This is a genomic window from Neobacillus sp. CF12 (assembly GCF_030348765.1).
GTDB lineage: Bacteria > Bacillota > Bacilli > Bacillales > Cytobacillaceae > Neobacillus.
Genome location: NZ_JAUCEU010000007.1, coordinates 2445325 through 2470126, shown reverse-complemented (window position 1 = coordinate 2470126; position 24802 = coordinate 2445325). Strand labels below are relative to the sequence as shown.

The following is a 24802-nucleotide window of genomic DNA, read 5'->3' as shown; positions in this document are numbered from 1 at the left end:
GGACATATTCTTTTGGACGTAATGTGAGGTAGTTCACTTATCCATAGTGGAATCCCCTATATAATACAGGTAATATGGCTGTTTGGTTTTTGAAATGGCCGTTTTAGGAGGCGTTTCATATGGCTTTTGGCCGAGATTTTAATAAAGATCCATTTATCGTTATTTGGGAACTGACACGTGCATGTCAATTAGCTTGTTTACACTGTCGTGCAGAAGCTCAATTAAAAAGAGATCCGCGTGAACTATTATTTGAAGAAGGCAAGAACCTAATTGATCAAATATATGAAATGAATAATCCAATGCTTGTCTTTACTGGCGGAGACCCATTGATGAGACAAGATGTTTTTGATATCGCAAAATATGCAGTAGATAAGGGTGTTAGAGTTTCGATGACACCTAGCGCAACGCCAAATGTTACAAAAGAAGCAATTGAAAAGGCGAAGGACGTTGGTCTTTCTCGATGGGCTTTTAGTATTGATGGTCCAACAGCTGAAGTGCATGATCATTTCCGTGGAACAGCTGGATCCTTCGATCTAACCATGGAAAGAATTAAGTACTTGCATGAACTTGAAATTCCAATTCAAATTAACACAGTAATTTCTAGATATAATATAGAGTATCTTGATGAAATGGCAAAAATGGTTGAGGATTTAGGCTGTGTTCTTTGGAGTGTCTTTTTCTTAGTTCCTACAGGAAGAGGCCAAGAATCTGATATGATTTCTCCTGCCCAGCATGAAAAAGTATTTAGGTGGCTGTATGACCTTAGTAAACGTGTTTCCTTTGATATTAAAACGACAGCGGCACAACATTACCGTCGTGTTGTTATTCAGCAAAAGATGCGTGAGGCAAAAGACCAGTCAGATGAAATCAATTATTTAAGTGCGTTAACTGAACAGGGATTAACAGGTTCGATTGACGGACTTGGACGAGCACCTAAAGGTGTTAATGATGGCAATGGATTTGTCTTCATCTCACATATTGGAGATGTATATCCTAGCGGATTATTACCAGTTAAAGCAGGAAATGTACGAGAAACACCGTTAGCAGAGATTTATCGAGAGTCACCGATTTTTAAATCACTGAGAAATCCTGATCTCTATAAAGGTAAATGTGGTGTCTGTGAATTCCGCCATGTCTGTGGCGGTTCAAGGTCAAGAGCTTATGCAATGACTGGAGATTATTTAGAAAGTGAACCATTCTGTGTATATATTCCAAAAGCGATGAGAGAAAAACAGGTACAATCATAATAAAAATGGAAGCAATCATGCGTGATTGCTTCCATCTGATTTATTCAATGCTGCAATAGACAGCAGGGCAATTTTCACAGCCGATTTCATCTTTTAAATATTGAAGATCTAAAATAGAGATTTTTCCTTTTTTAATACTAATTTTTTTATCCTTTTTTAATTCACTTAAAATCCGGTTTGTACTCTCTCTTGAAGTTCCACAAAAGTTTGCAAGTTCCTGGTTGGTTAATGGTAAATCAATTAATATTTCATTTTCTTTATGAATACCATAGCTATTAGACATCCGAATTAACGTTGAAAATAGCGCTCCTCGTTTTCCATTTAAGACAAGATCACGAAATTTTGTCTGAGTTTTACGAAAATGGTCACTCATCCATTTCATAAACTCGTAGGCAAGTTTACTATTTTGGAATATTTCACTTTCGATTACATCTTTTTTAATTGCGACTATTTCACCTTCCTCCAAAACTCTAGCACTTAATAAATACCTAGGATTGTCTGTGAAAAGCGTTAATTCTCCACAAATATCATTTTCTCCACAGATTCTTAACGAAAGTTCACGTCCATCTGAAGTAATTTTACTAATTTGAACTTTACCAGAGATAATGATATAAAGTTCTTCTGCAAGCATACCTTCCTGAAATAAATACGCTCCTCTTTCACTTCTAATTTTCCTATCAGCAAATCTAAGTAATTCTTTAATTTCTATTGAATGAGTTGGTTTAATCTTAGTCAACATATATTTTCACCTCGAAGGTTTTGTTAGTCCTGACACTTTTCTCTAATTTCGTTATCCTTATTTTAGCGTAGGTTTTGGAGTTTTAGCGGGATAAACAATGACAATATAGTGAAAACTCTTCGAATACAGAAAAATCTTTAATGATGGCGTTAATAAATAGTAAAAGAAATGTTATGATAGTGAATAAAGTAACAGTATTTTTTATTAAAAGTTGGTACACTTAATTTATTATTCGCTTTTAAAATAATGGAGTTGATATGAATGGAAAAGACCATTATTAAAGATAAATTAGATCGACCATTACGTGATTTAAGAATCTCAGTAATCGACCGTTGTAATTTCCGCTGCCAATATTGCATGCCTGCTGACCAATTTGGAGATGATTTTGAGTTTCTTCCTAAAAGTGCGTTGCTGACTTATGAGGAAATCGAGCGTGTGGCAAAAGCTTTTATTAGTGTAGGAGTGGAAAAAATCCGTTTAACAGGCGGTGAGCCACTACTTCGTAAAGATCTTCCGATTTTGGTAGAAAAGCTTTCAAAGATTGAGGGTTTACAAGACATCGCCCTAACAACAAATGGGGTTCTTCTTCCTAAACTTGCTGATAAATTAAAAAAAGCTGGACTAAAGAGAGTCAATATTAGTCTCGATACCTTAAATGATGAGTTGTTTGGTGAAATTAACGGACGTGGTGTTGGCACCCAGCCTGTTATAGATGGTATTGAAGCAGCTAAGAAGGCTGGTCTAAAGATAAAAATCAATATGGTCGTTAAAAAAGGTCTCAATGATTCAGAAATCATACCTATGGCAGACTTTTGTTTGAAGAATGGTTTAGAACTCCGCTTCATTGAGTACATGGATGTTGGTGCATCTAATGGTTGGAAAATGGATGATGTAATCACCAAAAAGCAAATTTATGAAATATTAAAAGAGCACTACCAATTTGAGTCTCTCGACCCAGCCTATTTTGGCGAAGTTGCAAAATTATATAATTATCAAAACACTAATGTGAATGTTGGCTTTATCTCTTCTGTCTCAGAGTCATTCTGCAGCAGCTGTACCCGCTCGCGTCTTTCAGCAAATGGACAAATTTTTACTTGTTTATTTAACGGGAATGGCCATGATATAAGAAACTTTATGAGAAACGGTGCAACAGATGAAGAACTGCGAAACCGAATTACTGCTATTTGGAACGGCCGGAATGATCGCTATTCAGATGAAAGAACGGAAGAGACAGCGAAAAACCGCAAGAAAATTGAAATGTCCTATATAGGCGGTTAAACCTCTCTTTCTCATAAGAGAGGTTTTTTAGATAGAAAAAGAGACCGTATAACGGCCTCGCTAATCAGTTAGAAATATCTAGGGAACAAGATATTATTTTCTAAATGCACATGCATAAATGTTAGTCCTTCTAGTTCTTCTAGTCGCTTGTATACCAATGTGTACGTTCCGCAAGCGTCAGCTGGAAGCGCATAGTCAGATGTAATGGCACGAATCTGTCTTAGTAATTCTCCTGCATGATCATGTTCTTTCTCAAGTTCAACGATCAGGTTAATAGCTTCTTCACGATTTTCTACCGTACCATTGGCAAGTTGTTTGATTAATGGAAAGACAACCGCTTCTTCTTTAGCCATATGTTCAGTTAATTCCTTTTTGAATTCATAAAAAAGTTCATAAACCTTTAAAAGCTCTGGATGGCTGTCGCCATGAACACGAGAAACCTTGGTAACATAAGGGCTTAGCAGTGCTAATTCTTCCTCGGATGTACGGTGATAATGGTTGATAACATGATCAATAATGGTTGTGGAATCGGATTTAGTCCAAACGTCTAAGTCAGTTTCAGTAGAACTATACTTTTCATATACTGCTTTTAATTCATTCATCAAATCCTCTTCATTTAATCCATTTTCTGCAATTGCCTGTGATAATGGAATATTGCCTCCACAGCAGAAGTCAATTCTAAATTTCTTAAAGATATCGCTTGTTTTTGGCAGTTCATTTACAATATCTTTTACCAATGTATTTGTAGTGAAAGGGAAAGTAATCATATTTTCCTCCTAATAACCTTTATTAGTTTCGTATTTCAACTTTAAGGATAAGGTATTCTTATAAAAAAATGGGTGACCTGAATCACACATTTCCTATAATTTGAAATTTTTTTGTTTTATAATGTGATGTTTGCTATATTGGTAAGTTTTCGATAGGCTTATAATGGAAATATGTCATACCATTAATTGATTTTAGTCGTATATTTGCAGGAGTGATGAAGTTGCTAGAGAGAAGAAAACCGATTCCAATTGGGGATGCAGTTAATAAAATAATGGAATATCAGTTAAATGGAAAAACGGAATTTGTATCAATAGATGAAAGTTATGGACGATTTTTATCTGAGGATTTAATTGCTACAAGTGATGTGCCTCATTTTGATCGAGCACCTTATGACGGATTCGCTGTTAGATCGATTGATACGAAGGAAGCATCATTAAATAATCGGATTGAATTTAAAGTTGTGGACCATTTAGGTGCGGGCATGACTTCTTCCAAGGTAATTAGGGAACATGAAGCTGTTCGAATTATGACGGGTGCCATGATGCCTGAAGGAACTGATTGCGTAGTGATGTTTGAAGTGGCCCAAGCATTTGAAAAAGATGGCGAACCTTATATGTCTATAAAACAAAGTTTTAATAAAGGTGATAATGTATCTTACCGCGGTGAAGATGCAAGAGAAGGAGATGTCCTTGTAAAAAAGGGAACCTTAATAAATCCTGGGATACAGGCAATGCTGGCGACATTTGGTTACCACCAAGTTCCTGTTGCCAAGAAACCGATTATTGGGTTATTTGCGACGGGAACAGAATTGTTAGAAGTAGATGAAGAATTGGTCCCTGGAAAAATCCGTAATAGTAATTCTCATATGATTTCTGCACAAATTCAAAGAACGGGAGCAATAGTTCACTATTATGGTAAACTGCCTGATGTTTTTGATACTTGTTTTACGGCTGTAAAAAGCGCTTTGGATAAGGTGGATGTCCTCATTACAACTGGGGGAGTTTCTGTTGGGGATTTCGATTATCTCCCAGCGATCTATGAAAAGCTTGGGGCAGAAGTGTTATTTAATAAAGTTGCGATGAGACCGGGAAGTGTAACAACAGTAGCCCAATTTCAAGGTAAGCTTTTATTTGGATTATCAGGAAATCCATCCGCTTGTTATGTTGGGTTTGAGTTATTTGCACGGCCAATTATCCGCAAAATGCTCTTTTCCACCACACCGCATCTAAGAAAAGAAAAAGCAGTGCTCGAAGTCGATTTTCCCAAGGCTAACCCATTCACAAGATTGGTAAGGAGTGCATTTTCTGTAACGAATGGCAGGTTATGTGTAACCCCTAGTGGATTAGACAAATCCAATATCATTATGAGTCTTTCAGGAGCTAATTCCTTGATGATTCTTCCAGGAGGAACAAGAAGTTTTCAAGCCGGAGATGAGATAGATATACTCTTACTTGAGGACCAAGCTGGCAGTGAATGGCCTTGGTAAAGCCAATTATTTATCAAGTTATAGGATACCAAAATTGCGGTAAAACCACTTTTATAGTAAACCTAATAAATGAATTGAAAAATGATGGTTTAAAGACTGTTACAATCAAGCATCATGGGCATGGCGGGAAGCCAGATATCCCACGAAAGGACTCATCCATGCACCTAGAGGCAGGTGCATCAGCCGCTTTGGTTGAAGGTGATGGGAGAATAGTACTTCAAGTAGATGGTCACGAATGGACTCTGGATGAACAAATTAGGTTAATGAATTTTTTTCATCCAGATGTTATTTTAATTGAGGGGCATAAAAAACAATCGTACCCCAAATTGGTCATTCTAAGGAATGAAAACGATCTTTCGCTGATAACCTATGTTTCGAATATTAAAGCGGTAATGGTCTGGGAACAATCTTTACTGGAAGTGGTTCGAAGACATGTGGAGGTTCCGGTATTTCATATTGATGAGAGTACAGCAGTGACAGAAATATCAAAAGAACTAAAAATGCTTGTTCATAATTCTGTTGAAAAAAATTAATATAATTGTCAAAAATGTTATTTTTATCACTGTGGATAGAATTTATGTACGTTACAATTGTAATTGGGAATTATATGTTTGTTCAATAGTATAGAGCAAAAATAGAAGGCAGGTTGCCTTCTATTTTTATTTAGTCGATTTTACATATTTCTGTAGAACAGTCCTCACAATCAATTTCATTCTTTATATAATCTAAATCATGAATAGTGATGGACCCTTTATCGATTGAAATAATTCCTGCTTTTCTTAAATCACTTAGTAACCGATTGACAACTTCACGTGATGTTCCACAAAAATTAGCCAATTCTTGATTAGTTAATGGTAATTCTATCAGGATACCTTGTTTTGTATTTTTTCCATAACTATTCGTAATTCGAATGAGGGTAGAATATAATGCACCTTTCTTACCATGCAAAACGAGATCTCTAAATCTTGTTTGAGTTTTCCGGTACTGCTGACTCATCCACTTCATAAATTCAAGTGAAAGTTCAGTGTTTTTTGCTAAGTTTTCCTCGAGTACATCCTTCATAATCACAGCTACTTCTCCACTTTCAACAACCCGAGCACTTAATAAATACTTGGGTGCAGGAGAAAATAAATCAAGTTCCCCAATAAAGTCCCCTCTAGAACACATTCTTAGTGTAAGTTCCCGGCCATCAGGGATTATTTTGCTGATTTGTATAATACCACTTTGGACAATATATAATTCATTTGCGACAGAACCTTCTTGGAACAAAAAAGTCCCTTTTTCTATTTTCTTCGTATGGTGAACGGTATCAAACAGTTGTGTTAATTTTACAGGTATTTCTTTTATGGACTGCATAATAATAACCACCTTTAAAGGGGTAGATAATACTATAATTATATTGTTAACAACGCTTATATATCAATAATTGTGGCATAAATTCATACAATCGTCAAAAATATAACACATTATGTAAGAAGTCGTTTTTTCATAATTATTCCTTTAATGACCTTAGAGTATATGGAAATAATAAAGATGAACATGAAAAGGAGGGACAAAAAATGGGTCAAAATCGTCAGTTTAAATCAGGTCAAAGAGCACCTAATAATGGTATATATATCGAAGTTGGTGATACAGGATCTAATGTCAATAATCCTAAGCAGATAAGGCTAAAAGCAGGGGATCGGTTTCCTGAAACGTCGAATGACGAACGTATTTGGACCTACCAGCGAAAACCTTAATTCACTAAAAAAAGTCATCCCCAGTGGATGGCTTTTATTTTATATTTGATTACATAATCGTATATAATAAATCTAAATAGGTCAGAAATGGTCAAAGGGGTGGAAAATATGGATTTAAATCGGATGACAGAGCGGTTGCAAAAAGGTGTTTTAGATGCCCAATCATTAGCAATAAAAAGCAGCCATCAAGAGGTAGATGAACCCCACTTATTCTTAACACTACTTCGTCAAGAGGATAGTTTATTAAAAGCTTTTCTAGAAAAGGCAAATATCCAAAATGAGAGCGTTGATAAAGCATTGCAAATCGATTTAAATAAGAACCCTCAAGTTTCAGGGGGCGGCGTGGAGCAAGGAAAGCTATATATTACTTCTAAGCTGCAAAGACTTTTTGTCAGCGCTGAGGAATTTTCTTCCAAGTTTTCAGATGACTTTATATCAATCGAACATATTTTATTAGCAGCTTGCTACGATAAAGATTCTGTAATGGGAAAAATAGTACGATCAAATGGAAAAACTGCAGAAACCATTCTATCCGCAATAAAGGAAATTAGGGGGAACCAAAGAGTGACATCACAAAATCCCGAAGCCGTCTACGAGGCGCTAAAAAAATATGGAAGAGACCTTGTTGCCGATGTGAGGGCAGGCAAACTTGACCCTGTCATTGGAAGGGACGCAGAGATTCGTCATGTGATTAGAATATTATCTAGAAAGACAAAAAATAATCCTATATTAATTGGAGAACCAGGAGTAGGGAAAACAGCGATTGTAGAGGGACTCGCCCAGCGAATTGTAAGGAAGGATGTTCCAGAAGGTTTAAAAGACAAAACTATTTTCTCATTGGATATGAGTGCATTAATTGCAGGGGCAAAATTCAGAGGTGAATTTGAAGAAAGATTAAAAGCAGTATTGAATGAGGTAAAAAAGAGCGAAGGCAAGATATTGTTATTCATTGATGAACTCCATACTATTGTTGGAGCTGGAAAAACAGAAGGCGCTATGGATGCTGGAAATATGTTAAAACCGATGCTTGCTCGAGGTGAGCTTCATTGTATTGGTGCAACAACCCTCGATGAACATCGGAAATATATTGAAAAAGATCCTGCCCTTGAACGCAGATTTCAGCAGGTACTTGTTCAAGAACCTAATGTAGAGGATACCATTTCTATTTTGCGTGGGTTAAAGGAAAGATTTGAGGTTCACCATGGCGTAAAAATCCATGACCATGCGCTCGTTGCAGCAACTACATTATCTGACCGGTATATAACCGATCGATTTCTGCCAGATAAAGCGATAGACTTGGTAGATGAGGCATGCGCATTGATTAGAACTGAAATTGATTCTATGCCAACAGAACTTGATGAGGTTACTCGTAGAGTTATGCAATTGGAAATAGAAGAAGCTGCCTTGAGAATGGAACAGGATGAGGCAAGTAAAAAAAGACTTGGGTCCTTGTTAAAAGAGCTTGCTGAATTAAAAGATAAAGCAAATAGCATGAAAGCACAATGGCTTCATGAAAAACAGGGGATACAAAAATTACAGGAGAAAAGGGAAAAAATTGAAAAACTCCGGAGAGAATTACAGCATGCGGAAGATAAATATGATTTAAACCGTGCGGCAGAACTTCGGCATGGTCAAATTCCTTTAGCTGAAAAAGAATTGAAAGAGCTTGAATCTGCCTCACCGAATAATGAACGTTTACTTCGTGAAGAAGTTACCGGAGAGGAAATTTCGAATATTGTATCAAGATGGACTGGAATACCCCTTTCAAAGTTAGTTGAAGGTGAAAGAGAGAAACTTTTGAGATTAGAATCACTATTACATGAACGAGTGATTGGACAAAATGAAGCGGTACAATTGGTTTCAGATGCGGTCTTACGGGCACGTGCTGGTATTAAAGATCCAAGCAGACCAATAGGGTCGTTTCTCTTCTTAGGACCAACGGGTGTTGGGAAAACAGAACTGGCCAAAGCATTGGCAGAGGCATTGTTTGATAGTGAAGAGCAGATAATACGAATAGATATGTCGGAATATATGGAAAAACATGCCGTTTCAAGACTAATCGGAGCACCTCCTGGATACGTTGGCTACGAAGAGGGTGGACAACTTACTGAAGCTGTCAGAAGAAGGCCATATTCCGTTATTCTAATGGATGAGATTGAAAAAGCCCATCCAGAAGTATTTAATATTCTCCTTCAGGCACTCGATGACGGAAGAATTACTGATTCGCAAGGTAGAATAGTGGACTTTAAAAATACGGTCATTATCATGACATCCAATATTGGTTCGCACTTCTTATTGGAACGCGACGAGAATGAGGTTGAAATATCAGAGGCGACCAGGGAAAAGGTTGTCGGGCAATTAAAGAGTCATTTCCGGCCAGAATTTTTAAATCGAATAGATGAAACCATACTATTTAAGCCATTATCGTTAACAGAAATAAAAGACATTGTAGTTAAAATGATGAAGGAACTTCAAAGCAGGTTAAAAGAACAGGATATTGAAATAACCATTTCGGAAAGTGCAAAAGAATTCATCGCTGTGAACGGCTTCAACCCTATTTATGGGGCAAGACCGTTAAAGAGATTTATCCAGCGAAATATCGAAACAAAGCTTGCCCGCGCGATTATAGCGGGTAGTGTGCACGAACGGTCGTTGGTAACCGTGACAACAGAAAATGGAGAAATAACAATTTCTATTGATTAAAGGAACAAAAAAAGTCATCCAGACTAGTGGATGACTTTTTTGTTACTTAATGCTTTTCAACAGGTTCATTCGGAAGTACAGTCGTTGCAATAACAATTAAGATGAAAACACCTACAGAAATAATTGCCCCTGACTTGAAGTCGAAAACTCCACCTTCTGTCATTGAACTAACTACATATGAAAGCATTTGCACTAAAACAAACGCCCAGAAAAAAGTCCAAAAGTATCGCACTATCTTTCACCTCTACCCTATATATCATCTCTAATAATATTACCATACGCTTTTAAAATAATAAACGCAAAAATTGTCAAACACCTATTGCCCTTAAATTTATTATAAAAACACTGGCCGAATAAGATATTGCTAGGCTATATTCCCTTTCAACTAATGTGAAATCACATACAATATTTTGAGGAAATATGTAAAAGGAGATTTAGCGATGGAGAACCGGAATTTTCAGATGGATACCCAGTGGAATATCATCCATTACCCTGAAAAGCCCACAGGTTTTGGAATTTTAATAATTGGAGATGAAAGGCATTTTGTTGACGAAAGCAAATGCTTTTGGACTCAGAATGAAGGAAAACTGGCTATTATCAACCAATTAAGAGAATCAGGATACACTATCTTTTCCTCAAACTTGTATGGGCGAAACTGGGGAAGTGATCAAGCGGTAGACTTAGCACAAAGGCTATACCAACAAGTAATTAGAAGTGAAATCCTTAATAATAAAGTTCACCTTGTAGCAGAGGGAATGGGAGCACTTGTAGCCGTAAAATTAATGGAGAAGATGAAAGGCCAGCTAAGGTCAATTGTCTTATTAAACCCGATACTTTCCTTAAAAAAACATATTGAACTTGAAAAAGAACATAAGTTTTTTTATAAAAAATTAATGAGGGAATTGACTGCTGCCCATAAGATGGACCAAATCACACTTGAACAGGAACTTGGAAATATGGACGATGAAGTGAAAGTAGATATGGGAGTTCCAATTAAAATTATCCATGTCATGTCAAGTGGAAAATCCTATAATCAATCCAATCAACTACAAAAATTACTTGCAAACACGGACATAAGTCCAACTTATATTGTTCCTGAAAAAAAGCAACAACTTGGAAATATGATGAAAAAGTTTTTCAACTCTTATGAAAAGGTGTTATAAATCCATCCTCCCCCTAAACAGATATATTTCTTTATGTGACCGCATAGGATTCATTAAAGAAGTTTGGGGAGGCAGGATTTGTAATGGACAAGGTCGTTATTGCCGGAGTATTTGACTTTGTGAATTTTTATGTATGCAAAGCATTACTTGATAAAGGGATAGAAGTTAGAGGGGTACAGTTTGAATTAGAAGAAAATGAAGATATTCTGGATGAGAAAAGATTAGAAATCGGACGAAATGCTAACTTTACAGAGCTTTCAATTGGGGATTTAAGAATGAATTCCAATGAAAAAGAGACATTGATCCTTTCGATTTATGACTTATATATGCGATATAAGGAAGATTTCTTACTAAATGAAAACTTAATTAATATGGTTAAATGGGAACGAATCGTTATTTTTGTTCCAAGCCTGTTTTTAAATAATGTAGATGATATAGAAGCCAAAACTGTTGCCCTTGATATAATAAAAAGGACAAAAGGCATGAATAAAAACATACAATTACTTTATTTGCCTACAATATTTGGCCCTTGGCAGCCGGATACATTTGTATTTCAACATTCGATCCTAGTTGGTTTGAATAGAGAAAAAGAATTTAAAGGACTGCGTGAAGAAACAAACGATGCTCTTTATATTGAGGATACAGTTGAATCCATTATAGAAATTATCGAAAACAAGCAGCCGGGAAGATATTTACTCCAAAGTGGTAAGAAGAACCAATGGGGAAGTTGTGCCGCCTTTTTACAAATCAGCGAGCAAATTTCAAACGAAAGAAAAGTAGAAATTATTGAAGAAAATGATTTAGCCAAATTAACCGTAAAAAGTTCTGTTCCTATATCTATTGCGCTAACCAAGCAAATAGAGCATACTCATCGCTTATATAGTTAGTATCAAAAAAAGCTGCCGCATATCGCGGCAGCTTTATTTTTTCTTTAAAAATTGTTGTACAAAAGGATAAACCATTTGAATTAGTGGTTTTAAGTTCTGGGAGGAATCCCTCAACTTATCTATGTTGTCTAAAAGTGATCCAAAATCAAGGGTAGAATGGTCGTCCTTTGGAACCTCATGGTGCCTTCTCGTCATCCCTGCTTTTCTATCACCAAACATTAACCTTGAAAATCGATCATCACTGCTATGTTTGTGACTGTGATTATCTTTTCCCATATTAAATCCCTCCTTATTGTAGTGAATTCTTATTTAGATTATGAAGCGAATAAACAAATGGTATGGACACAAGTGGGGAAGAGGAATAAATGAGTTGCTTAAATACACTTTTGTTTGATAAAATTAGTACCAAGTCATAATAATTGATAATAATTAAAGATGAATTATATAAGGAGATGATTCCTTGAACGCTGGAATTATTGGGATTGGAAGGTATTTACCAGAAAAGATCGTAACAAATGCTGACCTAGAAAAAATAATGGATACATCCGATGAATGGATACGGACACGAACAGGCATTGAAGAACGCCGTATCGCAGATGATAACACTAAAACTTCTGATATGGGGCTTGCCGCTGCTCAAAAAGCAATTGAAGATGCAGGAATCACCCCTGAAGATCTTGATTTAATTTTGGTTGCAACTGTAACACCGGATCAGCCATTTCCTTCTGTTGCTTGTATGCTTCAAGAGCGCTTAGGTGCAAAAAAAGCTGCAGCAATGGACGTTAGTGCTGCATGTGCTGGTTTTATGTACGGTATCATTACTGGAAAACAGTTTGTTGAATCTGGAGCTTATAAGCATGTCTTGGTAGTGGGAGTTGAAAAACTATCAAAGGTAACCGACTGGAATGACAGAAACACTGCAGTTCTATTTGGAGATGGTGCTGGGGCAGTTATCGTTGGAGAGGTTTCGGAAAATAGAGGAATTCTTTCTTTTGAGCTGGGTGCTGATGGTACTGGTGCTAAGCATTTATATCAAGATGAGTATATTATTATGAATGGACGGGAAGTCTTTAAATTTGCAGTCCGACAAATGGGCGAAAGCTGTATTAATGTTCTCGAAAAAGCTGGGCTGACAAAAGAGGATGTAGATTTTCTAATCCCGCATCAAGCCAATATCCGCATTATGGAGGCTTCTAGACAAAGGCTTGAACTTCCAGTGGAAAAAATGTCAAAGACCGTTCATAAATACGGGAATACTTCAGCTGCTTCGATTCCAATTTCTCTGGTTGAGGAAATTGAGGCTGGTAAGATTAAAGACGATGATATTATTGTTATGGTAGGTTTTGGCGGCGGTTTAACTTGGGGCGCCATTGCGATTAGATGGGGGAAATAAAGGGAATAGTTTACTATACATGATGTGTACTAAAGGAGATGTCACAAATGGAAAAGCGTAGGGTTGTGGTTACAGGTGTAGGAGCGGTTACCCCGCTTGGAAACGATGTTGAAACGACATGGAAAGGGATTATTGATGGTAAATCTGGCATTGGACCTTTAACAAGAGTGAATGCTGATGAGTATCCTGCAAAAGTTGCCGCACAGATTAACGATTTTAATCCAGAATCCTTTATGGATAGAAAAGACGCAAGAAAAATGGATCGTTTTACTCAGTATGCGGTTGCATCTGCACTGATGGCTGTCGAGGATGCAAAGCTAACCATTACCGATGAAAATGCTAATCGTATTGGGGTATGGATCGGTTCAGGTATTGGCGGAATGGAAACATTTGAAGAACAATATGAAATCTTCCAAAAAAGAGGATATCGCAGAGTAAGTCCATTTTTTGTACCAATGCTGATTCCAGATATGGCAACAGGGCAAGTTTCGATCATACTAGGTGCAAAAGGATTTAATTCTTGTACGGTAACAGCATGTGCAACTGGAACGAATTCTATCGGAGATGCATTTAAGGTCATCCAGAGAGGTGATGCAGATGCCATGATTACAGGTGGAGCGGAAGCACCGATTACAAAAATGTCTGTTGCTGGGTTCTGTGCAAATACTGCCCTTTCCTCAAATCCAGATCCAAAAACGGCGAGTAGACCGTTTGATAAAAATCGTGATGGATTCGTAATTGGCGAAGGTGCTGGCATTATTGTTCTTGAAGAACTAGAGCACGCATTAGCCCGTGGTGCAAAAATATATGCTGAAATTGTTGGCTACGGTGCAACGGGTGACGCTTATCATATAACTGCACCAGCACCTGGTGGTGAAGGCGGTGCACGTGCAATGAAAATGGCTATTAACGATGCTGGACTAAATATTGAAGAAATCGATTATATTAATGCTCATGGTACAAGTACTGAGTATAACGATAAATTTGAAACACTTGCAATTAAAGAAGTATTTGGAGTTCACGCATATAAGTTGGCCATAAGCTCAACTAAGTCAATGACCGGCCATCTCCTTGGAGCTGCAGGCGGTATTGAAGCAATCTTTACTGTACTTGCTATGAAAGATAGCATTCTACCGCCAACCATTAATTATGAAACGGCAGATCCAGAATGTGATTTAGATTATGTTCCAAATACTGCTCGTCAAAAAGAAATTAATGCCGCAATGAGTAATTCACTAGGCTTTGGCGGTCACAATGCAACGATTGTATTCAAAAAATATCAGAAATAAACAGCTCGACCAGACAACTCTGGTCGGCTTTTTTCTTTTATGGAGATACCAACACCCGAACCTCCTTCTTTATCATTCATAAAATATAAGATAATGAAAAAGTATGGAGTGAGGAAATGGGCATCATTCGAACGGATAAATGGCTGGAAGAGGAGTTTGATCGTCCAACCAAAATATGCGAAAAGCTGCTCCCTGCTTTCAAGGGGCAAACTGCTCCAAAAATTTATAATCAACTAACCGATTTCGGGATGTATAGAGCATCTAGGAGGACGAAGGAAATCTTTAACTCAATGAAGGAAAACATGGTTTGGGAGGTGGCAGAGGGTATTTTTCAGGCGTATAGAAAGAAATGGGGAGGACCAGATATCCCAATCTATCTTTTTCCCATCGGCCAGGATAGAAGTCTTTTTTCCAGACAGGATGAAAAAGTTAAGGGAGGAGTCTCCTATCCGGATAAAATGTTTTTATTTCTTTCGAACAGTCTAACCACTAAGGAGATTGAGGCTCTATTCATCCATGAATACCATCATATTTGCAGGCTAAATATGCAATCTAAAAGATTTGAAGAGTATACTTTATTGGATTCAATCATTATAGAAGGGCTTGCTGAGTACGCGGTTTTAGTTCATTGCGGGAGAAACTATTTAGCTGACTGGTGTACCATGTACAGTGATAGTGAATTGGAAGATTTGTGGGATAAATATTTACAGGACCATTTGAACTTGAAAAAAAGTGATAGGAAACACGATGACCTATTATTCGGGTCAGGAAGAATTCCTAAATTACTTGGATATGCAGCCGGTTTTAAAATTGTTGAAAATTACTATAAAGCTAATTCTTACTCAACAAAAATATCTTTTTCTTTGCCCGCAAAGAAATATTTATCTGCTGAAAATAACTTCACTAAAAAAGGCCGAAAAAAATAGGCTTTTTTTTGTGCACTCAACAAAGAGTATTTGGTTCTTAAGGAATAAATTAACTTATGTCTGCCCATACTGATTGACAAACAGTTTCTTGAAGTGAGGGGTTGTACAATGTTGTATCTTCATGATGTTTGGGTAAATTGGTTTGAAGGTGAAGAAAACGGATATAATGTGTGCCACTTTCATGAATGGCGCAAAGATGACGGTGTTGAGCTGTTAGACCAGGCTCCATTGTTAAAAGTAGAACCGATTCTCTTTAATTATATTGAGAACGATCTCTCAGAATTACCTCAACAACTTCTAGATGATATTTTTCAAAAAGCGTATTTAAGAAAAAATCATGAAAGAGTTCAACTTGATTATTGCTTCGTAGTCACAGATGGGGTAGGAATATTGGCAGTTGATACAATCGGGTACTCAATCCCGATTAGAAAGAGCAGGCTCATTCCTAGACAAGAGCAGCTTGTGTACGAAATGATAGCCAATCATGAGGCAAAACAATATCATTTTCAAAAGTTTTCAGTGGATAAGGATTTTCATATTCTATCACCTGAGCCTGAATTGATGAATGGACTTACGCGAAAAGAGCGTCAGCTAAAACAGCTTTTATTTATGGCACTAGATCAATTACATACATCTAAGAATGAGGCAGAAGTTCGTTATTGGTTTACTGAATGGTGTCCGGAGCGTTACTCGGCGATACAGGAACTGAACTTTGAGAATGCATGGCAGCAATTGTTTGAGGAAACAAAATACGGTTGGTCTAAACGGCATGAAACCTTTTGTGAAAATCTAATAAAAGGTCAGCCATTTTTCGAAAAGCTTTGGGAAATGGAGCACGGACCTAAAGTAAATTAAAAACACGGCCGCAGTAATTGCGGCCGTGCATTTTTTATCTTCTTTTTCTTCCTAATCCCATCGCATTTTCCATTTTTTTAAGTGTTTTACTTGCAACTTGGTTTGCTTTTTCAGCACCTTCATCCAATATTCTGTCAAGCTCACTTGATTCCATTAAGTTAAAGTATTTTTCTTGAATTGGCTCAAACACATCGACTACTACTTGGGCTAAATCACCTTTGAAATCTCCGTATCCTTTGCCCTGATACATTTCTTCCAACTCAGAAATGGTTTTGTTTCCAAGAATAGAATATATTGATAACAAGTTAGAGATACCAGGTTTATTGATTTTATCAAATTTAACAATTCCCTCAGAATCGGTAACGGCACTCTTAATCTTCTTAATAATTTGTTTAGGGTCATCTAATGGTGTGATAAATGACTTATGATTTGGATCAGATTTGCTCATTTTCTTAGTTGGTTCTTGTAAGGACATAATTCTGGCGCCTACTTCTGGAATACGAATATCTGGAATGGTAAGAATTTCTCCATATTTTTTATTGAATCGTTCAGCCAAATCACGCGTTAATTCCATATGTTGCTTTTGATCTTCTCCAACAGGAACTAGATGGGCATTGTATAATAGAATGTCTGCTGCCATTAATGGCGGATAGGTTAATAAGCTTGCTGATACAGCATCCTTACCAGCAGATTTATCTTTGAATTGTGTCATTCTTTCCAATTCTCCAATATAGGCGATACATTGCATCATCCATCCTGCCTGAGCATGTGCTGGAACTTCCGACTGGATAAACAAGGTTGCTTTCTGTGGGTCAATCCCAACGGCAAGATAAAGAGCAGCCAAACTGCGGATATTTTTTCTAAGTTCTAAACGATCTTGTGGGACAGTAATGGCATGTTGATCAACGATGCAAAAGTAGCAATTATAATCATTTTGCAATTCAACAAATTGCATCATGGCCCCAATATAATTTCCAAGTGTGATCGTACCACTTGGCTGAATTCCAGAAAAAATTGTTTTCATGACCGATTTTCCTCCTAATTTATATATAAATAAAAAAAACCATCCATCCCTAAAACAATAGGGACGAATGGTTCGCGGTACCACCCTAAATTACTCAAAAAGAGTCACTCAATTCCAGATCTATCGTGATTGGATAGCCTGTTATCCTTTTAACGCAAGGTCAACGTCTTTTCCTACTAATCATTAAGAATTTCAGAAAGAAGCTCAAAAGTCCATTCGGTATTTTTCCGTGTTTGTTTTCACCAGCCACAAACTCTCTGAATCGGTTTAAAATACGTACTACTCTTTGTCATCGCTAAAGTCAATAATTTATTTAGTTCTATTATAAAATAAATGTATAGTGGTAAGCAAGTAGGCTAGTGTTTACTTCTTCTTCCCGCCAACACTTTTCCAGCCTGTTTGGAACCTTGCACTTTGGTCAACAAATTCAGAGCGTTTTTTTCCTCCGAAAACATTTTCACCGATGCCATTTGTTATTACGCCCATAAGTGCTGTAATACCAATAATAATAATTGCAACCATTGATAAATCAGCTATGTACCCACCCATGACAAAAACCTCCATTTTTCAATGCAAAAGTTGGATTAACTGTTTGTATTGTATTTCCCCTCATCCTTATTTTAAAAGAACTTGGATGTTATTAAAAGAGGTAATGAAGAAAAAACAATATTATTAATAAAAAATGTATGCGTTTTCATCAAAAACAGCTTAATTGAGAAAATACTTTCGGGAAAAAATTGAAACCTTTGCAGATTGTAATCGTCTAATATAATGAAAAAAAATAATAAGTGTTAAATGTTTGACAGTCAATAAATTTTGAAAAAGGGATACCTTTTTTAGAAACAGTGGTGTATAATTAATGATATAAATTACTTATTTATAATCATTTTAAACAAGAAACATATAATTTTATAGATTTACTATAGAGTCGGATAGTAATTAAAAGAGGAGTGTGGAGAAGAATGGTTACATTATACACTTCACCAAGTTGTACATCATGCAGGAAAGCGAAATCATGGTTAGAAGAACATGAGATTCCATATACGGAAAGAAATATTTTTTCAGAGCCATTGTCAATTGAAGAAATCAAAGAAATTCTTCGAATGACAGAAGATGGTACAGATGAAATTATCTCTACAAGATCTAAGACTTTTCAAAAATTAGATGTAAACCTAGATACAATGCCGCTACAGGATTTATTCGAGTTAATTAAAGCAAATCCAGGTTTATTACGTCGTCCTATTATTATCGACGAAAAACGTTTACAGGTTGGATATAATGAGGATGAAATTAGAAGGTTTCTACCAAGGAGAGTTAGAACTTTCCAGTTAAGAGAAGCCCAGCGTATGGTAAATTAAACAAATTTAACTTAGCCTTCATTTATGAAGGCTTTTTTTATACTCTTGACGTATTTCGTTTGAGATTTCTGTGTCATTTTGTTACAATGTAGGGAATATCTAATTAATAGGCAAATTAATGGTTTTTGCAATTAAGGTTAAATTTATTTCCCAATTTAATACTTTTGTCATAAAATGAAAGTACAAGGATTATATACTTTTTTACATCACAACAAGTTAATCCTTTCTACAGTAATTGCAATAAGCATTGTCTGCTTGGGGGTATTTTGTCCCTTCAATATGGAAACGGAAGGGAGAGGTGAAGATGGAAATCGAACGAATTAATGAGAATACAGTAAAGTTTTACATCTCTTATGGTGATATAGAAGAACGAGGATTTGATCGTGAAGAAATTTGGTACAATCGGGAACGTAGCGAGGAACTGTTCTGGGAAATGATGGATGAGGTTCATCAAGAGGAAGAGTTTGTTGTAGAAGGTCCACTTTGGATTCAAGTGCAAGCGTTAGAAAAAGGTTTAGAAATTCTAGTAACAAAGGCACAGGTTTCAAAGGATGGTCAAAAGTTTGAGCTTCCCATTCCAAATGAAAAGTTAAAAGACTTAGCTGTTGACAATAACATTGATGATATCCTGGATCAGCATTTTCATACTGGGCATCGAGATGATGATGATCTATTACTTGAAGAAGAATCTTTAGAATTTTTAATTGCCTTTAAAGATTTTGAAGATGTCATTATGTTGTCAAATCGGGGCGGCCTGGATGATTTAATCACAGTGTTGTACAACTTTGAAAATAAATATTATTTATATACTGAGTTTCCAGAAGATGTGTTTGAAGAGGACGAAATAGATGATATTCTAAGTATCCTGCTTGAATATGGTTATGAAACACAAATAACCATCCATCGAATTCAAGAGTATGGGAAAGAGATAATTTCTAAGAATGTTTTTGCTGAAATAAGAAAACATTTCAAATAAACGTGCCGATTTCTATTATTGAAATCGGTATTTTTTACATTGGATTATTTATTAATGGCGGTGATTAGACTGAAAAACACAGTAAGGGTTGCTCTATTTGTGCTAGTTTTATCCATACTTTTGTTTTTCTTTAAGGAGTATTTACATGGTGGAATTTTTGGTTTCCTGAGCCTCTTAATCACCTTGTCTGTCATCTTTATTGCATTTGTTATTTTCTTGGAAAATCGCCATCCAACTCAAACCCTTACTTGGCTGGTTGTTCTAGGAAGTTTTCCATTAGTTGGCTTTTTCTTCTACTTACTATTTGGGAGGAATTATCGTAAGGAGAAAATGTATCGGAAGAAGTATTTTCTCGATAAACAAGCTTTCTTAAATGTTGAGGGTGAAAATGACCCGCGTAGTGAAGAAAAACTCGGTCTAATGGGTGAGCATCAAGCACGATTATTTACTCTAGCACAAAAACTAGGGAATAGTCCTATTTCCTTTGATACGTCTACAAAGGTGTTAACAAATGGAGAGGAAACCTTCCATCATATTCTTGAACAATTGAACAAAGCCAGACATCATATCCATATGGAGTATTATATTGTACGCGATGATGTCATTGGCCAAGAAATTAAAAAAGTATTAATCCAGAAGGCTGCACATGGAGTTAAAATTCGATTCCTGTATGACGCAGTGGGTTCTTGGAAATTATCAAATAAATATATTAAAGAATTGAGAAATGCAGGGATAGAAACGGTTTGTTTCGGCCCTGTAAAGGTGCCATTTTTAAATAATAAATTTAATTTCAGAAATCACCGAAAAATTATTGTGATAGATGGAACGATTGGTTTTGTTGGTGGACTTAATATTGGTGATGAATACTTAGGCAGGAATAAAAACTATGGTTTTTGGCGAGATACCCACTTAATGGTAAGAGGGGAAGCTGTTCGATCCTTACAACTCATTTTTTTGCAAGACTGGTACTACATGACCAATCATAGTTTTTTAACAGCGGAATATTTGTCTCCACAAATAGATGAAAAAAATCATGGGGGAGTTCAGCTAATTGCCGGAGGTCCAGATAATGAATGGAGTGTTATTAAAAATATATTTTTCTCGATGATTACTTCAGCAAAAGAATCTGTTTGGATTGCCTCCCCATACTTTATACCTGATGAGGATATCTTTTCTGCTATAAAAGTAGCGGCACTTAGTGGGATTGATGTGAGATTACTTGTACCTAATCGACCAGACAAACGAATTGTCTTTCATGCATCAAGATCCTATTTTCCGGAACTTTTAGAAGCAGGTGTAAAGGTTTACGAATATGAGCGCGGCTTTATGCATAGTAAAATCGTGATTGTCGATCATGAACTTGCTTCTATCGGAACCTCCAATATGGATATGCGCAGTTTTCATTTAAATTTCGAGGTCAATGCTTTTTTATTTCGTACAAAAAGTACCCAAAAGCTTGTGGCAGAATATATAAATGACTTAGAATATGCCAAGCAGCTAGAATTGACTTCTTTTAATAAACGACATATTGGTTTGCGGTTAATTGAGTCAACGGCAAGATTGTTATCTCCACTTCTTTAAGTTCACAAACTCGTCATAATGACGGGTTTTCTTTTTTTTAAAAAAAGGTTTCTTTGAGAGCTAGCACGAATGTAAGAAACAAAAGGAGGCTGATATCGATTTGCTGACAGCAAAAACAAATTCAGGAAATATATTTAACTTAGGCAACAATTATGAAAAGGAAAATCTATTAATTCTTAGGAACATGGAGGAGTTCTTTTGTCCAGTCTGCGGGGAAGCCGTTTCCCTTAAGTTAGGGAATCAACGTATTTACCATTTTGCTCATCGAAGCGGTGCTATTTGCAGAGAAATCTTTGAGAATGAAACACTTTATCATATGAAAGGAAAGCTCCAGCTCTATCACTGGCTTATTCAACAGCGAATTTCTGCAGAATTAGAATATTATGACCCTATCATTCATCAGCGACCGGATATTATGTTCCATTATGACGGAATCAAATATGCGTTGGAATATCAGTGTTCTCCGATAACAGAAGAATTATTTACCAAACGAAGTAAGACCTATTTCCAACAGAACTACATACCACTATGGATTATAGGCAGTAAGCACATTAAAGCAAAAAGGAGTAATGTATTCTCATTGTCAAACTTTGAATATTTCTTTTTAAGAAAAACAAAAGACGGTCAATTGATACTTCCTTCTTATTGCCCCAAAGAAAAGCAATTTCAAATCCTCAGTTCAATCTATCCTTATTCCATAAAAAATGCAATCGCAAGCAGTTGCCAGCGCTCTGTTCACAATACTGGAATTGAAGAAATTCTAGAACCGAAACTGTTTCATCAATTTAACCTTTCTAAATGGACGTATGAAACTGAGAGTTTCTCAATCAACTGGTCGCTTCATCCTAATCCCATCCAAACCCGATTTCTACGTGAGATATATAATCATAACCTCAACTTATATTTACTCCCTCCTGAAATCGGCTTACCTGTTACTCATTCCCTTCTTATTCAAACGCCTGCTATTGTCTGGCAAACCTACATATATATAGATAATCTACAGAATAAATCACCTAACGCCCTTATTGATATGAAGGAAGTTGAAAGAAATTACAACAAGCGAATTAAAAGAAATGAGATAACGATAAGAAAAATTCCACAACTTGCAGATGAAAATTCTTTTATTGCAGTGAGAGAATATTTTATTCAACTAGAGAGACTTGGCATGGTAAGAAAAAGAAGCGAAACGATGTATCAACTGCAACATCAGGTTTTCGTTCCTCAATCTAACAGGGAGAAGGAAGAAAGAAGAAATGAATTTCAACAAAAAATAAGTTCATCCTGACAAAAATATAAATGAAAAATTACTTTAGGGCATAATATAAGGGGTAAATCTTATTTAAATTAAAGGGAATAACAAGAAAAAGGAGAATATAAACAAGGTAATTTTCTTTAAAGTAAACCGAAGAAAAAGTGAATGGAGGAAGAAATATGGCAAATGAAACGGCAGTTAAGGCTTTGCCTTCAAGAAGTGAAATACCTGTTGAAGATACATGGAGATTAGAAGATATCTTTGCTAGTGATGAAGAATGGGAAAAAGAGTTTCAAGAAGTTAAGAATCAGATTTCAGGGATAAAGGAGTTTGAAGGAAAACTTGGAGAGAGTGCAGATACTCTTTATAATGCTCTTCAATTCCAAGATAAGCTCCTTGAAAGAATTGGAAAGCTTTATACATACGCACACATGCGCTATGACCAAGATACTACTAATTCCTTTTACCAGGGATTAGATGATAGAATGAAAAACCTGTATTCACAAGCAGGCAGTCAATTAGCATTCATTGTACCTGAAATTCTTGCACTTGAGGAAAGTAAGGTCACTGGATTTTTAAATGAAAAATCTGAATTAAAGCTCTATGAGCATGCTATAGAGGAGATCAATCTACAGAGGCCACACGTATTATCAGGAGAGCAGGAAGCATTATTAGCGGAAGCAAGTGAAGTCATGGATGCGTCTAGTAATACTTTTGGGATGTTAAATAACGCAGATTTAAAGTTCCCTTCTGTTAAAGATGAAAATGGTCATGAGGTTGAGATTACTCACGGACGCTACATCCGATTCCTTGAAAGTGGGGACCAAAGAGTCCGCCGTGACGCCTTTAAGGCAGTTTACGAAACCTATGGGAAGTTCCGCAATACATTTGCCAGTACGCTTAGTGGAAATGTAAAAAAAGATAATTTTAATGCAAGAATCAGAAAATATAATTCTGCTAGGCATGCCGCTCTTTCAGCCAATAACATTCCTGAAAGTGTGTATGACAATCTAGTTAACACGATAAATGAAAATCTACATTTATTGCACCGTTACGTTAAACTCCGGAAAAAAGTGTTAGGAGTAGACGAACTGCATATGTACGATCTTTACACCCCTCTAGTAAAAGATGTGAAAATGGAAATTCCTTATAAACAGGCAGAAGAGCTCGTTCTAAAAGGGCTTGCTCCATTAGGAGAGGAATATACGCAAATTTTAAAAGAAGGATTTGAGAATCGCTGGGTAGATGTTCACGAAAATAAGGGAAAGCGCAGTGGGGCGTATTCTTCAGGAGCATATGGAACCAATCCGTACATTCTTATGAATTGGCAGGATAATGTGAATAACTTATTTACATTGGCACATGAATTTGGTCATTCTGTCCATAGCTACTATACAAGAAAAAATCAACCCTATCCGTATGGCAACTATTCCATCTTTGTTGCTGAAGTGGCCTCAACTTGTAATGAAGCACTTTTAAATGATCATTTATTAAAAACAATCGATGATGAACAAAAACGTATCTATTTGTTAAATCATTATTTAGAAGGCTTTAGAGGTACTGTATTCCGTCAAACCATGTTTGCCGAATATGAGCATTTAATTCATCAAAAGGCTCAAAATAACGAGGCTTTAACAGCTGATCTGCTAACCAGTGAATATTATGCATTGAATAAGAAGTATTTTGGAGAAGAGGATATTGTGATCGATGAAGAGATCGGCTTAGAATGGTCAAGAATTCCTCATTTCTATTACAATTATTACGTGTATCAATATGCTACAGGCTTTAGTGCTGCAACTGCATTGAGCAAGCAGATTCTAGAGGAAGGTGAGCCAGCAGTTAAACGCTACATCGATTTCCTAAGCTCCGGAAGCTCCGATTACCCAATAGAAGTTCTCAAAAAAGCCGGAGTAGATATGACCAGCGCAGATCCGATTAGAGATGCATGTAAAGTGTTTGAAGAAAAATTAAATGAACTAGAAGAATTATTATCATAAAAAGATGGCTGTGTTATAGCTATTTATTGAATTTGGCACTCTGTTGATTGGAGCGGAAGGCACGAAGACTCCTGCGGGAGGACGGGGCAGGGGGAGACCCCGCAGGCGCTTAAGCGCCGAGGAGGCTCCCCGGGACCGCCC

24 protein-coding genes and 1 other annotated feature are annotated in these 24802 nt (G+C 36.5%); of the genes, 17 read left to right on the top strand and 7 right to left on the bottom strand.

From position 1 onward, the window contains the following. Positions 1–119: 119 nt before the first annotated feature. Positions 120–1247, top strand: coding sequence for a TIGR04053 family radical SAM/SPASM domain-containing protein (locus QUG14_RS11640; RefSeq protein ID WP_289340698.1), 1128 nt, complete (start codon positions 120–122; stop codon positions 1245–1247). 40 nt (positions 1248–1287) lie between these two features. Here the strand turns inward: QUG14_RS11640 and QUG14_RS11635 are convergent, their stop codons facing one another. Beyond that, entirely contained in the window at positions 1288–1986 is a 699-nt protein-coding gene (locus tag QUG14_RS11635; RefSeq protein WP_289340697.1) for a Crp/Fnr family transcriptional regulator, read from the bottom strand. A 261-nt stretch (positions 1987–2247) separates the two neighbouring features. Between QUG14_RS11635 and moaA the strand changes: the two genes are divergently transcribed. Beyond that, positions 2248–3264: a GTP 3',8-cyclase MoaA gene (gene moaA / locus QUG14_RS11630; RefSeq protein ID WP_289340696.1), complete on the top strand. Its 1017-nt coding sequence runs from the start codon at positions 2248–2250 to the stop codon at positions 3262–3264. Positions 3265–3332: 68 nt separating this feature from the next. Here the strand turns inward: moaA and ric are convergent, their stop codons facing one another. Continuing rightward, positions 3333–4028, bottom strand: coding sequence for an iron-sulfur cluster repair di-iron protein (gene ric / locus QUG14_RS11625; protein ID WP_289344125.1), 696 nt, complete (start codon positions 4026–4028; stop codon positions 3333–3335). Positions 4029–4252: 224 nt separating this feature from the next. Between ric and QUG14_RS11620 the strand changes: the two genes are divergently transcribed. Beyond that, entirely contained in the window at positions 4253–5518 is a 1266-nt protein-coding gene (locus QUG14_RS11620; RefSeq protein WP_289340695.1) for a molybdopterin molybdotransferase MoeA, read from the top strand. Further along, the gene (gene mobB / locus QUG14_RS11615) at positions 5506–6051 is read left to right on the top strand and encodes a molybdopterin-guanine dinucleotide biosynthesis protein B (RefSeq protein WP_289340693.1); all 546 of its coding nucleotides are present in this window, start codon (positions 5506–5508) and stop codon (positions 6049–6051) included. Before QUG14_RS11620 ends, mobB begins: the two co-directional genes overlap by 13 nt. Positions 6052–6181: 130 nt before the next feature. On the opposite strand, the gene QUG14_RS11610 is transcribed toward mobB, so the two are convergent. Further along, positions 6182–6874: a Crp/Fnr family transcriptional regulator gene (locus QUG14_RS11610; RefSeq protein WP_289340692.1), complete on the bottom strand. Its 693-nt coding sequence runs from the start codon at positions 6872–6874 to the stop codon at positions 6182–6184. A gap of 203 nt (positions 6875–7077) precedes the next feature. On the opposite strand from QUG14_RS11610, the gene QUG14_RS11605 reads away from it, so the two are divergent. Continuing rightward, entirely contained in the window at positions 7078–7257 is a 180-nt protein-coding gene (locus QUG14_RS11605; protein ID WP_221820695.1) for a YjzC family protein, read from the top strand. Between the two features lie 108 nt (positions 7258–7365). Then, positions 7366–9960 (top strand): ATP-dependent chaperone ClpB, encoded by a 2595-nt coding sequence (gene clpB, locus QUG14_RS11600; RefSeq protein WP_289340690.1) that lies wholly within the window; start codon positions 7366–7368, stop codon positions 9958–9960. A gap of 46 nt (positions 9961–10006) precedes the next feature. Here clpB and QUG14_RS11595 read toward each other — a convergent pair whose 3' ends face one another. Beyond that, positions 10007–10192, bottom strand: a complete 186-nt coding sequence (locus QUG14_RS11595; RefSeq protein ID WP_289340689.1) for a YjzD family protein — start codon at positions 10190–10192, stop codon at positions 10007–10009. A gap of 208 nt (positions 10193–10400) precedes the next feature. Between QUG14_RS11595 and QUG14_RS11590 the strand changes: the two genes are divergently transcribed. Together QUG14_RS11590 and QUG14_RS11585 are read left to right on the top strand one after the other, a co-directional pair. Continuing rightward, positions 10401–11123 (top strand): lipase family protein, encoded by a 723-nt coding sequence (locus QUG14_RS11590; protein ID WP_289340688.1) that lies wholly within the window; start codon positions 10401–10403, stop codon positions 11121–11123. Between the two features lie 83 nt (positions 11124–11206). After that, entirely contained in the window at positions 11207–12010 is an 804-nt protein-coding gene (locus tag QUG14_RS11585) for a hypothetical protein (protein ID WP_289340687.1), read from the top strand. Between the two features lie 33 nt (positions 12011–12043). On the opposite strand, the gene QUG14_RS11580 is transcribed toward QUG14_RS11585, so the two are convergent. Beyond that, on the bottom strand, positions 12044–12286 hold the full coding sequence (locus QUG14_RS11580) for a hypothetical protein (protein WP_289340686.1): 243 nt from the start codon (positions 12284–12286) through the stop codon (positions 12044–12046). Between the two features lie 184 nt (positions 12287–12470). On the opposite strand from QUG14_RS11580, the gene QUG14_RS11575 reads away from it, so the two are divergent. The 4 genes from QUG14_RS11575 (at position 12471) to QUG14_RS11560 (ending at position 16473) form a co-directional block, all read left to right on the top strand. Beyond that, on the top strand, positions 12471–13403 hold the full coding sequence (locus tag QUG14_RS11575) for a beta-ketoacyl-ACP synthase III (protein WP_289340685.1): 933 nt from the start codon (positions 12471–12473) through the stop codon (positions 13401–13403). A gap of 47 nt (positions 13404–13450) precedes the next feature. Then, entirely contained in the window at positions 13451–14692 is a 1242-nt protein-coding gene (fabF, locus tag QUG14_RS11570; protein WP_289340684.1) for a beta-ketoacyl-ACP synthase II, read from the top strand. A 116-nt stretch (positions 14693–14808) separates the two neighbouring features. Beyond that, the gene (locus QUG14_RS11565; protein ID WP_289340683.1) at positions 14809–15618 is read left to right on the top strand and encodes a DUF2268 domain-containing putative Zn-dependent protease; all 810 of its coding nucleotides are present in this window, start codon (positions 14809–14811) and stop codon (positions 15616–15618) included. Positions 15619–15726: 108 nt separating this feature from the next. Beyond that, a complete protein-coding gene (locus QUG14_RS11560) occupies positions 15727–16473 on the top strand; it encodes a YjbA family protein (protein WP_289340681.1) in 747 nt (248 codons plus the stop codon). A gap of 34 nt (positions 16474–16507) precedes the next feature. Here QUG14_RS11560 and trpS read toward each other — a convergent pair whose 3' ends face one another. Next, complete coding sequence (gene trpS, locus QUG14_RS11555) at positions 16508–17497, bottom strand: tryptophan--tRNA ligase (protein WP_289340680.1); 990 nt, start codon at positions 17495–17497, stop codon at positions 16508–16510. A 56-nt stretch (positions 17498–17553) separates the two neighbouring features. Next, positions 17554–17799: a binding site (T-box leader), on the bottom strand. Positions 17800–17860: 61 nt separating this feature from the next. After that, positions 17861–18046: a hypothetical protein gene (locus QUG14_RS11550; RefSeq protein WP_289340679.1), complete on the bottom strand. Its 186-nt coding sequence runs from the start codon at positions 18044–18046 to the stop codon at positions 17861–17863. A 413-nt stretch (positions 18047–18459) separates the two neighbouring features. Between QUG14_RS11550 and spxA the strand changes: the two genes are divergently transcribed. From spxA to pepF, 5 genes are all read left to right on the top strand, one after another. After that, positions 18460–18855, top strand: a complete 396-nt coding sequence (gene spxA / locus QUG14_RS11545; RefSeq protein WP_045519743.1) for a transcriptional regulator SpxA — start codon at positions 18460–18462, stop codon at positions 18853–18855. 304 nt (positions 18856–19159) lie between these two features. Further along, positions 19160–19831, top strand: coding sequence for an adaptor protein MecA (gene mecA / locus QUG14_RS11540; RefSeq protein WP_289340678.1), 672 nt, complete (start codon positions 19160–19162; stop codon positions 19829–19831). Between the two features lie 69 nt (positions 19832–19900). After that, on the top strand, positions 19901–21412 hold the full coding sequence (cls, locus tag QUG14_RS11535) for a cardiolipin synthase (protein WP_289344124.1): 1512 nt from the start codon (positions 19901–19903) through the stop codon (positions 21410–21412). A gap of 100 nt (positions 21413–21512) precedes the next feature. Continuing rightward, positions 21513–22697 carry a competence protein CoiA gene (locus QUG14_RS11530; RefSeq protein ID WP_289340677.1) on the top strand — a complete coding sequence of 395 codons (1185 nt, stop codon included), beginning with the start codon at positions 21513–21515 and terminating at the stop codon, positions 22695–22697. Between the two features lie 146 nt (positions 22698–22843). Next, complete coding sequence (gene pepF / locus QUG14_RS11525; protein ID WP_289340676.1) at positions 22844–24661, top strand: oligoendopeptidase F; 1818 nt, start codon at positions 22844–22846, stop codon at positions 24659–24661. The last annotated feature ends 141 nt before the right edge of the window (positions 24662–24802 follow it).

Bases quoted from the DNA above. Each gene is read 5' to 3' on its own strand.
- pepF (WP_289340676.1), top strand. From the start codon at position 22,844: ATGGCAAATGAAACGGCAGTTAAGGCTTTGCCTTCAAGAAGTGAAATA.
- clpB (WP_289340690.1), top strand. From the start codon at position 7,366: ATGGATTTAAATCGGATGACAGAGCGGTTGCAAAAAGGTGTTTTAGAT.
- QUG14_RS11635 (WP_289340697.1), bottom strand. From the start codon at position 1,986: ATGTTGACTAAGATTAAACCAACTCATTCAATAGAAATTAAAGAATTA.
- mecA (WP_289340678.1), top strand. From the start codon at position 19,160: ATGGAAATCGAACGAATTAATGAGAATACAGTAAAGTTTTACATCTCT.
- QUG14_RS11610 (WP_289340692.1), bottom strand. From the start codon at position 6,874: ATGCAGTCCATAAAAGAAATACCTGTAAAATTAACACAACTGTTTGAT.
- mobB (WP_289340693.1), top strand. From the start codon at position 5,506: ATGGCCTTGGTAAAGCCAATTATTTATCAAGTTATAGGATACCAAAAT.
- fabF (WP_289340684.1), top strand. From the start codon at position 13,451: ATGGAAAAGCGTAGGGTTGTGGTTACAGGTGTAGGAGCGGTTACCCCG.
- QUG14_RS11565 (WP_289340683.1), top strand. From the start codon at position 14,809: ATGGGCATCATTCGAACGGATAAATGGCTGGAAGAGGAGTTTGATCGT.
- QUG14_RS11640 (WP_289340698.1), top strand. From the start codon at position 120: ATGGCTTTTGGCCGAGATTTTAATAAAGATCCATTTATCGTTATTTGG.
- QUG14_RS11605 (WP_221820695.1), top strand. From the start codon at position 7,078: ATGGGTCAAAATCGTCAGTTTAAATCAGGTCAAAGAGCACCTAATAAT.
- QUG14_RS11585 (WP_289340687.1), top strand. From the start codon at position 11,207: ATGGACAAGGTCGTTATTGCCGGAGTATTTGACTTTGTGAATTTTTAT.
- QUG14_RS11550 (WP_289340679.1), bottom strand. From the start codon at position 18,046: ATGGGTGGGTACATAGCTGATTTATCAATGGTTGCAATTATTATTATT.
- moaA (WP_289340696.1), top strand. From the start codon at position 2,248: ATGGAAAAGACCATTATTAAAGATAAATTAGATCGACCATTACGTGAT.
- QUG14_RS11590 (WP_289340688.1), top strand. From the start codon at position 10,401: ATGGAGAACCGGAATTTTCAGATGGATACCCAGTGGAATATCATCCAT.
- QUG14_RS11560 (WP_289340681.1), top strand. From the start codon at position 15,727: ATGTTGTATCTTCATGATGTTTGGGTAAATTGGTTTGAAGGTGAAGAA.
- trpS (WP_289340680.1), bottom strand. From the start codon at position 17,497: ATGAAAACAATTTTTTCTGGAATTCAGCCAAGTGGTACGATCACACTT.
- spxA (WP_045519743.1), top strand. From the start codon at position 18,460: ATGGTTACATTATACACTTCACCAAGTTGTACATCATGCAGGAAAGCG.
- QUG14_RS11580 (WP_289340686.1), bottom strand. From the start codon at position 12,286: ATGGGAAAAGATAATCACAGTCACAAACATAGCAGTGATGATCGATTT.